Source organism: Kitasatospora sp. NPDC057940 (assembly GCF_042887425.1).
GTDB lineage: Bacteria > Actinomycetota > Actinomycetes > Streptomycetales > Streptomycetaceae > Kitasatospora.
In genome coordinates this window covers 732,961-747,022 of the sequence record NZ_JBHVPH010000001.1, presented here as the reverse complement: position 1 = coordinate 747,022, position 14,062 = coordinate 732,961, and the positions used below count along the sequence as shown (strand labels likewise).

General features: G+C 70.8%; 9 protein-coding genes. 5 read left to right on the top strand and 4 right to left on the bottom strand.

Annotation, left to right across the window (positions count from 1 at the left end; translation table 11 throughout):
- Positions 1-180: 180 nt before the first annotated feature.
- Positions 181-2,700 carry an ATP-dependent Clp protease ATP-binding subunit gene (locus ACFVTF_RS03205; RefSeq protein WP_350878400.1) on the top strand — a complete coding sequence of 840 codons (2,520 nt, stop codon included), beginning with the start codon at positions 181-183 and terminating at the stop codon, positions 2,698-2,700.
- A gap of 341 nt (positions 2,701-3,041) precedes the next feature.
- Positions 3,042-5,399, top strand: coding sequence for an immune inhibitor A domain-containing protein (locus ACFVTF_RS03200; protein ID WP_387808242.1), 2,358 nt, complete (start codon positions 3,042-3,044; stop codon positions 5,397-5,399).
- A 100-nt stretch (positions 5,400-5,499) separates the two neighbouring features.
- On the opposite strand, the gene ACFVTF_RS03195 is transcribed toward ACFVTF_RS03200, so the two are convergent.
- On the bottom strand, positions 5,500-6,693 hold the full coding sequence (locus ACFVTF_RS03195) for a threonine aldolase family protein (protein WP_387808239.1): 1,194 nt from the start codon (positions 6,691-6,693) through the stop codon (positions 5,500-5,502).
- Between the two features lie 373 nt (positions 6,694-7,066).
- Between ACFVTF_RS03195 and ACFVTF_RS03190 the strand changes: the two genes are divergently transcribed.
- Positions 7,067-7,987, top strand: a complete 921-nt coding sequence (locus ACFVTF_RS03190; protein ID WP_387808236.1) for a M23 family metallopeptidase — start codon at positions 7,067-7,069, stop codon at positions 7,985-7,987.
- A gap of 72 nt (positions 7,988-8,059) precedes the next feature.
- Here ACFVTF_RS03190 and ACFVTF_RS03185 read toward each other — a convergent pair whose 3' ends face one another.
- Complete coding sequence (locus tag ACFVTF_RS03185; RefSeq protein ID WP_363589019.1) at positions 8,060-8,695, bottom strand: helix-turn-helix domain-containing protein; 636 nt, start codon at positions 8,693-8,695, stop codon at positions 8,060-8,062.
- A gap of 219 nt (positions 8,696-8,914) precedes the next feature.
- Between ACFVTF_RS03185 and ACFVTF_RS03180 the strand changes: the two genes are divergently transcribed.
- The gene (locus ACFVTF_RS03180) at positions 8,915-10,519 is read left to right on the top strand and encodes an MDR family MFS transporter (RefSeq protein WP_371518276.1); all 1,605 of its coding nucleotides are present in this window, start codon (positions 8,915-8,917) and stop codon (positions 10,517-10,519) included.
- A gap of 72 nt (positions 10,520-10,591) precedes the next feature.
- Here ACFVTF_RS03180 and ACFVTF_RS03175 read toward each other — a convergent pair whose 3' ends face one another.
- Complete coding sequence (locus ACFVTF_RS03175) at positions 10,592-11,467, bottom strand: A/G-specific adenine glycosylase (RefSeq protein ID WP_371522763.1); 876 nt, start codon at positions 11,465-11,467, stop codon at positions 10,592-10,594.
- 266 nt (positions 11,468-11,733) lie between these two features.
- Between ACFVTF_RS03175 and ACFVTF_RS03170 the strand changes: the two genes are divergently transcribed.
- Positions 11,734-12,627: a hypothetical protein gene (locus tag ACFVTF_RS03170; RefSeq protein ID WP_387808232.1), complete on the top strand. Its 894-nt coding sequence runs from the start codon at positions 11,734-11,736 to the stop codon at positions 12,625-12,627.
- 185 nt (positions 12,628-12,812) lie between these two features.
- Here ACFVTF_RS03170 and disA read toward each other — a convergent pair whose 3' ends face one another.
- On the bottom strand, positions 12,813-13,871 hold the full coding sequence (disA, locus tag ACFVTF_RS03165; protein WP_350878493.1) for a DNA integrity scanning diadenylate cyclase DisA: 1,059 nt from the start codon (positions 13,869-13,871) through the stop codon (positions 12,813-12,815).
- Between the last annotated feature and the right edge of the window lie 191 nt (positions 13,872-14,062).

Below are 14,062 nucleotides of genomic sequence, written 5' to 3'. Positions count from 1 at the left end.
ACCTGTGGGAACACCGTTTCCCAGCATCAGGTTGGGATTGGTGTCGGCTGGTCGCGCAGCATCTCGCTCCCGTACCGGGGAGTGAATCCGTGGGCCGCGCCGCTGAGCGGGACTAGCATGCGGAAGGACAGGGCGGGGACCGACCCCGAACTGCCCGACCGCTCTGAGGAGCGATAAACGATGTTCGAGAGGTTCACCGACCGCGCGCGGCGGGTTGTCGTCCTGGCTCAGGAAGAAGCCCGGATGCTCAACCACAACTACATCGGCACCGAGCACATCCTCCTGGGTCTGATCCACGAGGGCGAGGGCGTCGCCGCCAAGGCCCTGGAGAGCCTCGGGATTTCCCTTGAGGCCGTGCGCCAGCAGGTCGAGGAGATCATCGGCCAGGGGCAGCAGGCCCCGTCCGGCCACATTCCCTTCACCCCGCGGGCGAAGAAGGTCCTGGAGCTGTCGCTCCGGGAGGCGCTGCAGCTCGGCCACAACTACATCGGCACCGAGCACATCCTGCTCGGTCTGATCCGCGAGGGCGAGGGCGTCGCCGCCCAGGTCCTGGTCAAGCTGGGCGCCGACCTCAACCGGGTGCGCCAGCAGGTCATCCAGCTGCTCTCCGGCTACCAGACCGGCGGCGGCAAGGAGTCGGCCACGGCCGGCGGGCCCGCCGAGGGCACCCCGTCGACCTCGCTGGTCCTGGACCAGTTCGGCCGCAACCTCACCCAGGCCGCCCGCGAGGCCAAGCTCGACCCGGTCATCGGGCGCGAGAAGGAGATCGAGCGGGTCATGCAGGTGCTGTCCCGCCGCACCAAGAACAACCCGGTCCTGATCGGCGAGCCCGGCGTGGGCAAGACCGCCGTGGTCGAGGGCCTGGCGCAGGCGATCGTCAAGGGCGAGGTCCCGGAGACGCTCAAGGACAAGCAGCTCTACACGCTGGACCTGGGCGCCCTGGTGGCCGGCTCGCGCTACCGCGGTGACTTCGAGGAGCGCCTGAAGAAGGTGCTCAAGGAGATCCGCACCCGCGGCGACATCATCCTGTTCATCGACGAGCTGCACACCCTGGTCGGCGCGGGCGCCGCCGAGGGCGCCATCGACGCCGCCAGCATCCTCAAGCCGATGCTGGCCCGCGGCGAGCTGCAGACCATCGGTGCCACCACCCTGGACGAGTACCGCAAGCACCTGGAGAAGGACGCCGCGCTGGAGCGCCGCTTCCAGCCGATCCAGGTCGCCGAGCCGTCGCTGCCGCACACCATCGAGATCCTCAAGGGTCTGCGCGACCGCTACGAGGCCCACCACCGGGTCTCCATCACGGACTCCGCGCTGGTCGCCGCCGCCACCCTGGCCGACCGCTACATCTCGGACCGCTTCCTGCCGGACAAGGCGATCGACCTGATCGACGAGGCCGGCTCCCGAATGCGCATCCGCCGGATGACCGCGCCGCCGGACCTGCGCGAGTTCGACGAGAAGATCGCCGACGTGCGCCGCGAGAAGGAGAGCGCGATCGACGCGCAGGACTTCGAGAAGGCCGCGTCCCTGCGCGACGACGAGAAGCAGCTCCTCCAGGCCAAGGCCAAGCGCGAGAAGGAGTGGAAGGCCGGCGACATGGACGTCGTCGCGGAGGTCAACGAGGAGCTCATCGCCGAGGTCCTGGCCACCGCCACCGGCATCCCGGTCTTCAAGCTGACCGAGGAGGAGACCTCGCGGCTGCTGCGCATGGAGGACGAGCTGCACAAGCGCGTCATCGGCCAGAAGGACGCCATCAAGGCGCTCTCCCAGGCCATCCGGCGCACCCGTGCGGGCCTCAAGGACCCGAAGCGCCCCGGCGGCTCGTTCATCTTCGCCGGCCCGTCCGGCGTCGGTAAGACCGAGCTGTCCAAGACGCTCGCCGAGTTCCTCTTCGGCGACGAGGACGCGCTGATCGCGCTCGACATGTCCGAGTTCTCCGAGAAGCACACCGTCTCCCGGCTCTTCGGTTCGCCCCCCGGGTACGTGGGCTACGAGGAGGGCGGCCAGCTGACCGAGAAGGTCCGCCGCAAGCCGTTCTCCGTCGTCCTCTTCGACGAGGTCGAGAAGGCCCACCCGGACATCTTCAACTCGCTGCTGCAGATCCTGGAGGACGGTCGCCTGACCGACTCCCAGGGCCGCGTGGTCGACTTCAAGAACACCGTCATCATCATGACGACCAACCTCGGCACCCGGGACATCTCCAAGGGCTTCAACCTGGGCTTCGCGGCCACGGGTGACTCCACGACCGGGTACGAGCGGATGAAGGCGAAGGTCGGCGAGGAGCTCAAGCAGCACTTCCGCCCCGAGTTCCTGAACCGTGTCGACGACATCGTGGTGTTCCACCAGCTGTCCGAGGAAGACATCATCCAGATCGTCGACCTGATGATCGAGAAGGTGGACGGCCGCCTCAAGGACAAGGACATGGGCCTGGAGCTCAGCGTCGAGGCCAAGAAGCTGCTGGCCAAGCGCGGCTACGACCCGATCCTGGGCGCCCGGCCGCTGCGCCGCACCATCCAGCGCGAGATCGAGGACCACCTCTCCGAGAAGATCCTCTTCGGCGAGCTGCGGGCCGGCCACATCGTGGTCGTCGGTGTCGAGGGTGAGGGCAAGGAGGCCAAGTTCACCTTCCGCGGTGAGGAGAAGTCGGCCGTCGCGGACACCCCGGCCGCGGTCGCCTCGTCCGGTCCGGACCTGACGAAGTAGCAACATTTAACAGACAACTTCACAGCTACCGAGCCCCCGGCGTCCGCGCCGGGGGCTCGGCGCGTTCCGGCCGGCCTGACCGGGGGCGCCCCTGGACGAGGGCGGATGGCCCCGCGGCGGGCTGGTGCGGGTGCGTCCGATTTCTCAGTAAGCTTTAACGGACATACGGTTGACATATGGTCAGCTGATGGGAAGTTGCGCAGGATAGCGCCGTGGCCATGTCATGGTCAAGGGCTATCTTTTCTGTCCACGCTTGTATCAAATGACGTCCACCTGTCTTTCATTTTGGTTTGCCGGGCTTTGGCCAAGAGCTGGCCCCGGTCGGGGAGGACGTCACAACGTTGAAGAACATCAGGAGATCCGCTGCGGCTGCCACGGCCGCAGCGGTCATAGTCACTCTCGGCGCGGGCCTGTTCCCGGCCACCGCCGTCGCCGCGGGCTCGGCTCCCGCGCCCAGGGACCCGGCCGACGCCGTCCAGTCCGCCAACATCGAACACAACCTGCCGGGCCCGCTGACCGAGAAGGTCGAGGCCGAGCAGAAGGCCGCCACCGAGCAGCTGATCGCGGGCACCGCCCAGGTCGAGCAGCACAACGGCAGCAGCAGCATCAAGCTGGGCAAGGACAAGTACGTGGAGCTCGGTCGCGAGCGCACGGACAAGATCTTCACCATCCTGGTCGACTTCGGCGACCAGGTGGACAACACCACCAAGACCGCCGACGGCAAGGTCATGTACGGCGGTGAGCCCGGCCCGAAGCACAACGAGATCGAGAAGCCGGACCGCGCCAACGACAACTCGACCGCCTGGCAGGCCGACTACAACCAGCAGCACTTCCAGGACCTGTACTTCTCCAAGGACAAGCCCTCGCTGAAGACCTTCTACGAGAAGCAGTCCTCGGGCCGCTACTCGGTCGACGGCACGGTCTCGGACTGGGTGCGGGTGCCGTGGAACGAGGCCCGGTACGGCTCGGACTACTGCGGCTCCAACGTCTGCGACAGCGCCCAGGACCTGATCCGCGACGCCGTGGACATCTGGTACAAGGACCAGATCGCCAAGGGCCAGACCAAGGAGCAGGTCAAGGCCACCCTGGCGTCGTACGACCAGTGGGACCGCTACGGCTCCCACAACGACGGGAACTTCAACCAGCCCGACGGGTACATCGACCACTTCCAGATCGTGCACGCCGGTGAGGACAAGTCGGCCGGCGGCGGCAAGCAGGGCAACAAGGCCCTGTGGGCCCACCGCGCGTACGCCTACGGCAACCTGAACGGCCAGGCGGGCCCGGCCGACAACAAGCTCGGCGGCGTCCAGGTCGGCGACTCCGGCTTCTGGATCGGCGACTACACGATGCAGCCAGAGAACGGCGGCCTCGGCGTCTTCGCCCACGAGTACGGCCACGACCTCGGTCTGCCGGACCTCTACGACACCGCCGGCACCGGCATCGACAACTCGGTCGGCTTCTGGTCGCTGATGTCCTCCGGTTCCTGGCTCGGCGAGGGCAAGGGCGCCATCGGCGACATGCCGAACGACCTCGACGCGTGGAGCAAGCTCAAGCTCGGCTGGCTGAAGTTCGACAAGGCCAAGGCCGGCACCGAGTCGACCCACCACATCGGCCCGGTCGAGTACAACAGCAACCTGCCGCAGGCCCTGGTCGTCGAGCTGCCGAAGAAGACCATCCCCACCGACATCAACAAGCCCGCTTCGGGCAAGACCGAGTGGTGGAGCGGCAGCGACGACAACCTGAACGTCACGCTCACCCGTGACATCGACCTGACCGGCAAGACCAAGGCCAGCCTGAACGCCAAGGCCTGGTACGAGCTGGAGGCGAACTTCGACTACGCCTTCGCCGAGGTCTCCACCGACGGCGGCACCAACTGGACCGCCCTGGACGGCACCTGGAACGGCAAGCCGATCGCGAAGGACGCCGGCGGCCGCGCGGCCCTGACCGGTCTCACCGCCGCCTGGGGCGACGTGTCCTTCTCGCTGGACGCCTACGCCGGCAAGGCCGTCAAGGTCCGCTTCCACAACACCACCGACGGTGGCCTGCACTACCGCGGCTTCGCCGTCGACGACATCTCGGTGACCGCCGACGGTTCGACGATCTTCAGCGACGACGTCGAGAACGGTGACAACGGCTGGGTGGCCAAGGGCTTCACCCGCTTCGCCGGCAGCTACACCAAGGACTACGGGCAGTACTACATCGCGGAGAACCGCCAGTACGTCTCCTTCGACCAGACCCTGAAGACCGGCCCGTACAACTTCGGTTGGGGCAACAGCCGGCCGAAGTGGGTCGAGTACTACCCGTACCAGCCCGGTCTGCTGATCTGGTTCTGGGACGAGTCGCAGCCCAACAACAACGTCAGCGCCCACCCGGGCCACGGTCTGATCCTGCCGATCGACTCGCACCCGACCCCGCTCAAGTGGAGCGACGGCGCCCTGCTGCGTCCGCGCATGCAGGGTTACGACTCGACCTTCGGCTCGCGCAAGACCAGCCAGCTGACCCTGCACAAGAACGGCGTCGAGACGATCGTCCCGAAGGCCAAGGGTGTCGACGAGTTCTCGGACCTGAAGTCGTGGTGGTCCAAGGACAACCCGTACAGCGGCGTGGACGTCCCGAAGACCGGTACCAGCATCGAGGTCGAGAACGAGTCCTCGAACTACCTGGAGACCTGGATCCGGGTCCGCCCGGTCGACAACTGATCGGTCGAGCAGTAGCGATCAGCCTGTGACCAGGCGGTTCTGACCCACCACGTCCGGCCCGTCCCCGCATCGCGCGGGGGCGGGCCGGACGCTTTTCCGGTCAGGCCCCGCCGCGGCTCCCGCCGGCCCCGGCGCCCCGGGCCGGCAGCCGGTCCAGGAAGGCGGCGGCCGCCTCGGCGACGTCCGCCGCCGTCCAGTCGAGCGCGGACGACGACACCGTGACCTCGGTCATCGCCAGGCCCGGCAGGTCCCGCTCGCGCCAGCCGCCGAACAGCGCGACCCCGGTCTCCTCGGCCAGCCCCAGCCCGGCCTCGTCCAACTCCCCGGCGGCGTACGGCAGCCAGAGCTGGAACTGGTGGGTGTGCGGCGGGGCCGGGTGCACCCGGGCGCCGGGGACCGCCGCGAAGGCCGCGTCCAGCGCCTCGGCGACCACCTTGGCGTGCGTCACGTACCGCTCCAGCAGCGGGAGTCGGGCGTCCAGCCCGGCCAGCGCGGCGAGCGCCGCCGGCCACTGCTGGTAGAGCTGGCCGCCGTACCGGTGCCGCCAGGCCTTCGCGGTGCGGACGAAGCCCCGCGAACCGGCCAGCGCGGCGCCGCTGATGCCGCCGAGCGTCTTGTAGAAGGACACGTAGACCGAGTCGGCCAGCGCGACGATCTCCGGCAGCGGGTGCCCGAGGTGGAACACCGACTCCCAGAGCCGGGCACCGTCCAGGTGCAGGGCCGCACCGCACTCCTCCCGGACGACTCCGGCCAGCGCCGCCAGCTCCGCCCAGTCGGGCAGCACGAAGCCGGCCTCGCGCAGCGGCAGCTCCAGGCTGAGCGCGGCGTACGGCTCGTCGAAGGAGCGCAGCTCCTCGACGGTGGGCTGGCGCGGGGCCGTGGTCGGCCAGACGCTGCGCAGGCCGGTCAGCACGCCGAGCGCGTGCCGCTCGTGCTGGTCGGTGTGGGCCAGCGGGTGGGTCGCGACGGTGCGCAGCCCGGCCGCCTCGGCGTGGATCCGCAGGGCGACCTGCTGGGCCATGGTGCCGGTGGGGAAGAAGGCCGCGTCCTCGGTGCCGAGCAGGTCGGCGACCCTGCGTTCGAGGGTGCGGACCACGCCGTCGCCGTACTGGTCCGGGCGGTGGTCCAGGTCGTGGCCGCCGCCCTCCCCCGCGAGGGCGGCGAGGCGTTCGCGCATGCTCTGCGGCCGGTCGCCGGACAGGATCCGCTCGCAGCCGCGCAGGGCGGCGAAGCGGCGGTCCGGCAGGCTCGGGCGGTCATTGCCGTCGAGGTCTTCGCTCCTGTTGCCATACATGCGTCGATGGTCCCCCAGCGGGCCCGCCAGGTCAGCGGGGCGGACGACGGAAAGGGGTGCGCAGCCGGCCCAAACCCCGAACCGGCGTGGCGCTGGTCACATCGGCGGGGTTCCCGTCGGACGCGGTACGACCGGCGGTAGTAGCCCGGCCGCGAGCGGGGGCGGCCCACCGCGGGCCGGTGGTAGACGATCAGATCTCATGATCATTACTCCGTCAGCTTGAATCTCCGGCTCGACGCTGACTACACGCCGTAGTACGTCACGCCGTTTGGGACTCCGCTCGGTGACCGTTACACCTGAGTGGTCCCCCGCTCAGCACGCGCCCGAACGGGCACTTCGTGCTGCCCTCGTCCACCGTGAGGTACGGCTACCGATGTCCTCTGTCCCGCCCGTGGGGCCGGTCCTGCGCCGGCTCGCCGCCCGTACGGCGGCCCAGGCGGCGGCCTGGCAGCTCCGGCTCGGCCATGCCGCCCGCACCCATGCCGCGCCGCTGCGCGCGCTCGCCGCGCCCCGGCAGCCGCTGCCCGGCGGGCACCCGCAGGCCGAACGGGAGCGCGCGGTGGTCGCCGCCGGGGCGGCCGCGGTGCTGCTCGCCGGCGCACTGCTGGTGGCCGCGCCCGGCAGCGCCTCGGCGCAGACCGTCCGGCCCACCACGCCCGGCAGCTCGGCGTTCACCGCGCCGCAGGCCGCCGTGCCCAGCCCGGGGCTGGTCCAGGTGGCCGGGCCGAGCCCGTACCGGCTGCCGAACGACGGCGACTCGGCGCAGGAGTTCGTGGCGGTGGCCGCCAACCTGCTGCCGGTGGAGCCGCCGGTCGCCGACGCGCCGGCCGAGGCCCCCGCTTCGGAGCCCGAGGCCGCGCCCGCACCGGAGCCCGCTCCGGCCCCGGGGTGGTCGGCCCCGGCGCCGGACGCGCCGACCAGCAACCCGTACGGGGTGGCCAACTCCGAGTACGCCGCCGGGTACCACACCGGGGTGGACTTCGCGGTCGACCCGGGCACGCCGCTGCTGGCGGTCGGGAACGCGACCGTGGTGTCGTCCGGCTGGGACGGCTCGTACGGCAAGGAGGTCGTGCTGCGGCTGGAGGACGGGCACTACGCGCAGTACGCGCACCTGTCCTCGCTCGGGGTCTCGCCGGGGGAGCAGGTGTCGGCGGGCGAGCAGATCGGGCGGTCCGGGAGCACCGGCAACTCGACCGGGCCCCACCTGCACTTCGAGATCCGCACCAGCAACCGCTACGGCGCGGTGGTGAACCCGATCGCGTACCTCGCGGGGCACGGCGTCACCGCGTTCTGAGTCCGGCCCCGGCTACCGGTCCGCCCGGCCGGCCATCGGCCTGTGCGCCTGTCCGGCCGACCGCCCGCCCGCTCAGGAATGGGCGGGGGCCGGGTGGCCGATCCGGCCGCCGATCTCCAGCGCGACCTCCCGGGCCGCCCCGATCGCCTCCTCCAGGGTGGCGGCCGGCGGCGAGGACTCGCCCCACACGTTGTCGCCGTGGTCGCAGTCCGCGGCGTCCTGCTTGAGCAGGAACATCGCCGAGTGGACGGTGAACAGCGACATCGTGGCGCGCAGCCGCTCCCGGAAGTCGGCGTCCGGCCCGTGCACCAGCTGGATCATCGTGATCATGCGGTCCTTGAACGCCAACCCGGCCGCGGACTCACGCAGCGCGGGCTGGTTCTCGTGGAAGAAGCGCAGCAGCGGCGCCCGCTCGGCCATCCCGTCGGCGAAGCGGCGGATCAGCTCGTCGCGCATCTCCGGGCTCCAGGACTGCTGCCGGCCCCACGCGATGGTCTCGTCGATCGGCGCGGCCATCCGCTCCACGATGCCCAGGACGATGTCGTCCTTGGTCTTGAAGTGGTAGTAGAGCGCGGCCTTGGTGACACCGAGGCGGTCGGCGATCTCGCGCAGCGAGGTCTGCTCGTAGCCCTGCTCGGAGAAGAGCTCCAGCGACACCTCGATGATGCGGGACCGCGTGTCGCTGCGGGGGCTGTGCGGAGTGCCCATGGCCTGCCTCATGAGTGCGTCGGTGACTGCTGCGGACCCCGGTGGCGTCCGCCCCGGGCCCATTCTCCCTGCCCAGGTAGCCGGGCGGGAAACTGGCTTGACGGCCGGCTAGTAAACAACTTACCGTGCCGACGGTCCACAAACTAGCCGGGCGACAAGTAAGTGAATCACTGCGCGGCCTCCGCCCGTCCGAAACACCCCTCCGGGAGACACCACCTCATGTCACAGTCCAAGACCACCGGCCCGGTACCGGAGGAGAAGTCCGCCGAGGAGGAGCAGCCGCGGTCACCCCGCGAGATCCGCCTCGTCATGGTCGGCCTGGTCGTCACCATGCTGCTGGCCATGCTCGACAACCTGATCGTCGGCACCGCGATGCCGACCATCGTCGGCGACCTCGGCGGCGCCGAGCACCTGTCCTGGGTCGTCACCTCGTACACCCTGGCCACCGCCGCCTCCACCCCGATCTGGGGCAAGCTCGGCGACCTCTACGGCCGCAAGGGCACCTTCCTCACCTCGATCGTGATCTTCCTGGTGGGCTCGGCGCTGTCCGGCCTGTCGCAGAACATGAACGAGCTGATCGGCTTCCGCGCCCTCCAGGGCCTGGGCGCCGGCGGTCTGATGGTCGGCGTCATGTCGATCATGGGCGCGCTGGTCGCGCCGCGTGACCGCGGCAAGTACCAGGGCATGTTCGCCGCGGTCATGGCCCTCGCCACCATCGGCGGCCCGCTGGTCGGCGGCTTCATCACCGACCACCTGAGCTGGCACTGGACCTTCTACATCAACCTGCCGCTCGGCGTGATCGCGCTCGCCGTGGTCGTCGTCACCCTGAAGCTGCCGAAGGTCCGCAACAACGCCCGGATCGACTACTGGGGCGCCATCCTGCTCACGACGGGCATCACCTCGCTCGTCCTGATCACCACCTGGGGCGGCCAGCAGTACGACTGGGGCTCCAAGCAGATCCTGGGCCTCGCCGCGCTCGCCGCCGCGACGCTGATCGCCTTCTGCTACGTCGAGCAGCGGGTGCAGGAGCCGATGCTGCCGCTGAGCCTGTTCAAGAACCTGAACTTCACCCTGGTCTCGATCATCGGCTTCATCGTCGGCTTCGTGATGTTCGGCTCGACCGTCTTCCTGCCGCTCTACCAGCAGATCGTCCAGGGCGCCTCGGCCACCAACTCCGGCCTGCTGCTGATGCCGATGATGTTCGGCATGCTGGTCGTCTCGCTGGTGGTCGGCCAGGCCGTCACCAAGACCGGCAAGTACCGGATATTCCCGATCATCGGCACCATCGTGATGACCGTCGGCATGGTGCTGCTCTCCACCATGGGCACCACGACCAGCAGCTTCACCTCCGCCTGCTGGATGGTCGTGCTCGGTGCCGGCATGGGCTTCCTGATGCAGATCACCATGCTGGTCGCGCAGAACAGCGTCGAGCTCAAGGACATGGGCGTGGCCAGCTCCACCGCCACCCTGTTCCGCACCATCGGCGGTTCCTTCGGTGTCGCGCTGTTCGGCGCCCTGTTCAACAACCGGGTCACCGACACCATGAAGGAGCGGCTGGGCGACCACGCTGCGGCCGGCGGTGGCGCCGTGAAGGACCCGGGCCAGATGAGCCCGGCGGACCTGCGCAAGCTCCCCGAGAACATCCAGGACGCCTACCACCACGCGGTGTCCAACGGCATGCACACGGTCTTCCTGTGGGGTGCGGGGGTGGCCGTGGTCGCCATCGCCGCCGCGGTGTTCATGCGCGAGGTGCCGCTGCGCGGCACCGGCACGGGCAAGGCGGACAAGTCCGCCGAGGCCTCGCTGGAGGCGGCGGCCGTCTGACCGCCCTTCCGCCGACACGACGGCGCCCCCGGAGGAAATCCTCCGGGGGCGCCGTCCCGCGTTCGTGGCCGACTACTGGGGAAGCCGGTAGACGCCCTGCTCGACGGGCTCCACCAGGCCGTCCGCGACCAGGCCGTCCAGCGCCCGGGCCCGCTGCACCGCGTCCGGCCAGACCGCGTCCAGCCGGGCCTGCGGCACCGAGCCGTGCGACTCCCGCAGCACCGCGAGCAGCTTGCCGCGCACCTGCCGGTCCGTCCCCTCGTAGGTCTGGCCGCGCCGGGCCGGGCCCTCGTACGGCGGGCGGCCGGCCCGCTGCCAGGCGCAGTGGGCGAACAGCGGGCAGCCCCCGCACTCCGGGCCGCGCGCGGTGCAGACCAGCGCGCCCAGCTCCATCACGCCGACCGCCCAGGTGGCCGCGGTCTCGGCGTCGTCGGGCAGCAGCGCCGTCGCCGTCCGGCGCTCGGCGGCCGTGGTGGCCTGGGCCGGGTACTCGACGCCGGACACCGCGCGGGCGAACACCCGGCGGACGTTGGTGTCCAGCACCACGTGCCGCTGGCGGAAGGCGAAGGAGGCGACCGCGGCGGCCGTGTACTCCCCCACCCCGGGCAGCGAGAGCAGGGTGGCGTGGTCGTCCGGCACCTCGCCGCCGTGCTCCTCGGTGATCGCCACCGCGGCCGCGTGCAGCCGCAGCGCGCGGCGCGGGTAGCCGAGCCGGCCCCACATCCGGACCGCCTCGCCGGGCGCCTCGGCCGCGAGGTCGGCCGGGGTGGGCCAGCGGGTCAGCCACGCCTCCCAGGCGGGCAGCACCCGCTTCACCGGAGTCTGCTGGAGCATGAACTCGCTCACCATGATCGCCCAGGGCGTCGCCTCGGGCGTCCGCCAGGGGAGGTCGCGTTTCTCGGCCTCGTACCAGTCGAGGACGGTCGCGTGCAGCAGCGGCAGGGGCATCGGCAGCCGGACGGCGTCCGGCGCGGCGCCTGCCGGGGGGACGGGGGCGGGGGTGACGGTGATGGCAGCCATGGCCCTTCGATCCTCCCATGGCGACGGGCGCGACCGAAGCGGAGAAAAGAACTCCGGATACCCCTGCGGATCGCCCGGAGAACCACCGCTTCGGAGCTCCCTCGAACGGCGCAAATGGCGGATCATGTGAAGGAAGGGGCGACTGTGCGGTGTTGGTGCGTCAAGCGGCACACACAGTCTCGTAGAGTTTGGGCGTGCCCTCTCTGCGTCAACCCGTGGGACCGCTGCCGGCCTCGATCTACTGGCGTCGGCGCGTCGTCGTGCTCGTCGCCGTCGTGGCGGTCGCCGCCCTGATCGCCTGGCTGATGATCGATCAGGACGGGGGCGGTGACGGCGGCTCATCGAGCAAGGCCGCGCAGGCCGTTCCGTCCCAGAGCCAGACCCCCGCCCAGTCCATCACGCCCGGTGCGTCCCCGAGCGGCCCCGCGGCGCGCCCCGGCGGCGGCAGCGGCGGCAACGCGAGCGGCGGCCCGGTGGCCGGCTCCGGCGGCGGCGAGGTCAGCCTCAGCACCGGCGGCACCGGCGGCGGCGCCAACCCGGCTCCCGCCACCGGCGGGGGCACGGGTGGCGGTGCGGCGGCGGGCGGCGGCGGTGCGGCCGGCGGTTCCGGCGGTTCCGGCGGCGCGGGCGGCTCGGGCGGCGGCGCCCCGGTGGTGAACACGCCCGAGGTGATGGCGCTTCCGGTCTGCGTCTCCTCGCAGGTCACCCTGGAGCTGGCCAGCGCGCAGAACTCGTACCAGCCCAAGGACAAACCGCGGCTCTCGCTCACCGTGAAGAACGCCTCCGGCGCCAACTGCCGGGTGGACCTCGGCCGGACGGCCTCCGCGATCACCGTGACCGCCAGCAACGGCGACCGGGTCTGGTCCTCCGGCGACTGCCCGTCCGACCGCGGCAGCAGCTGGGTGCAGATCCCGGCCAACAACGGCCTGACCGAGACCTTCACCTGGGACCGCAGCCGCAGCAAGCCGCAGTGCGCCACCGCCGACCCGGCGCCCCCCGCAGCGGGCACCTACCTGGTGGTCGCCGACCTCACCGGGCTCTCCGGCGGCCAGGTCTCGGCGCGCTCCTCGATCCGCCTGGACAGCTGAACCCCCCCTCAACTCGACTCGAAGCCCCCGGCCGACGGCCGGGGGCTTCGGCGCCTTGCGGGCCGGTCGGGGTGCGCCGGCCGAGACGGCTCGGCGGGGGTGGACTCGGCGGGATGCGCGACGGCCCCCGGGGCGTTCCCCGGGGGCCGTGTGCGGCGGTGCGTCAGGTCGGACGTGGCGCCCGGTCAGACGTAGCGCTCCAGGATGGACGATTCGGCGAGCCGGGACAGGCCCTCGCGGACCGAGCGGGCCCGGGTCTCGCCGACGCCCTCGACCGTCTGCAGGTCGTCGATGCTGGCGGCGAGCAGCTTCTGCAGGCCGCCGAAGTGCTCGACCAGGCGCTCTATCACCGTGTTGGGCAGGCGCGGGATCTTCGCCAGCAGCCGGTAGCCGCGCGGCGAGACCGCCGAGTCCAGCGACTCCGGGGAGCCCGAGTAGCCGAGCGCCTTGGCGACCGTCTGAAGGTCCAGCAGCTCGGCGTGGGTGAGCGCCTCCAGGTCGGCCAGCACCTCGTTGACCGTCCGGCCCTTCTTGGCGGCCCGCTCCGGGAAGTAGTCCCGGGCGACCAGTTCGCGCTCCGGCTCCACGCCCGCGATCAGCTCGTCCAGCTGGAGCGAGAGCAGCCGGCCGTCGATGCCGAGCTCCAGCACGTAGCCGGCGATCTCGGTGGCGATCAGCCGGACCATCTCCAGCCGCTGGGCGACGGCGGTGACGTCCCGGACCGTCACCAGGTCCTCGATCTCCAGCGCCGACAGCGTGCCGGCCACCTCGTCCAGGCGCAGCTTGTAGCGCTCCAGGGTGGCCAGCGCCTGGTTGGCGCGGGACAGGACGGTGGTGGAGTCCTCCAGCACCCGGCGGATGCCGTTGACGTACATCGCGATCAGCCGCATCGAGTGCGAGACCGCCACCACCGGGAAGCCGGTCTGCCGGTTGACCCGCTCCGCGGTGCGGTGGCGGGTGCCGGTCTCGTCGGTGGGGATGGTGGAGTCCGGCATCAGGTGCACGCCGGCCCGGACGATCTTGGTGATGTCCTTGTCCAGCACCACCGCGCCGTCCAGCTTGCACAGCTCGCGCAGCCGGGTCGCGGTGAACTCGACGTCCAGGACGAAGCCGCCGGTGCAGATCGACTCGACCGTCTTGTCGAAACCGAGCACGATCAGGCCGCCGGTGTTGGCCCGGAGCACCCGCTCCAGGCCGTCGCGCAGCCCCGTGCCGGGTGCGATGGCACTGAGGGAGGCCCGCAGCAGGGCCTCCTCACGGGAGGCCTTGTCCGCCCCCCGGTCGCTGGCTGCCACGTGACTCCTCCGGTCGACCCCGTGCCGCGCGCCTCGCGCCGTGCGCCGGTCCGCGGTCTGTTGCTCTGTCGCTCAGTACCGCTCGGTACTGCCTTCTGGCCAATGAGACTGGGGAAAGTCTAACTGCGTGCGGCATCGAC

Coding starts and splice junctions, on each gene's coding strand:
- ACFVTF_RS03195 (WP_387808239.1), bottom strand. CDS start 6,693: ATGTATGGCAACAGGAGCGAAGACCTCGACGGCAATGACCGCCCGAGC.
- ACFVTF_RS03180 (WP_371518276.1), top strand. CDS start 8,915: ATGTCACAGTCCAAGACCACCGGCCCGGTACCGGAGGAGAAGTCCGCC.
- ACFVTF_RS03185 (WP_363589019.1), bottom strand. CDS start 8,695: ATGGGCACTCCGCACAGCCCCCGCAGCGACACGCGGTCCCGCATCATC.
- ACFVTF_RS03175 (WP_371522763.1), bottom strand. CDS start 11,467: ATGCCCCTGCCGCTGCTGCACGCGACCGTCCTCGACTGGTACGAGGCC.
- ACFVTF_RS03205 (WP_350878400.1), top strand. CDS start 181: ATGTTCGAGAGGTTCACCGACCGCGCGCGGCGGGTTGTCGTCCTGGCT.
- ACFVTF_RS03190 (WP_387808236.1), top strand. CDS start 7,067: ATGTCCTCTGTCCCGCCCGTGGGGCCGGTCCTGCGCCGGCTCGCCGCC.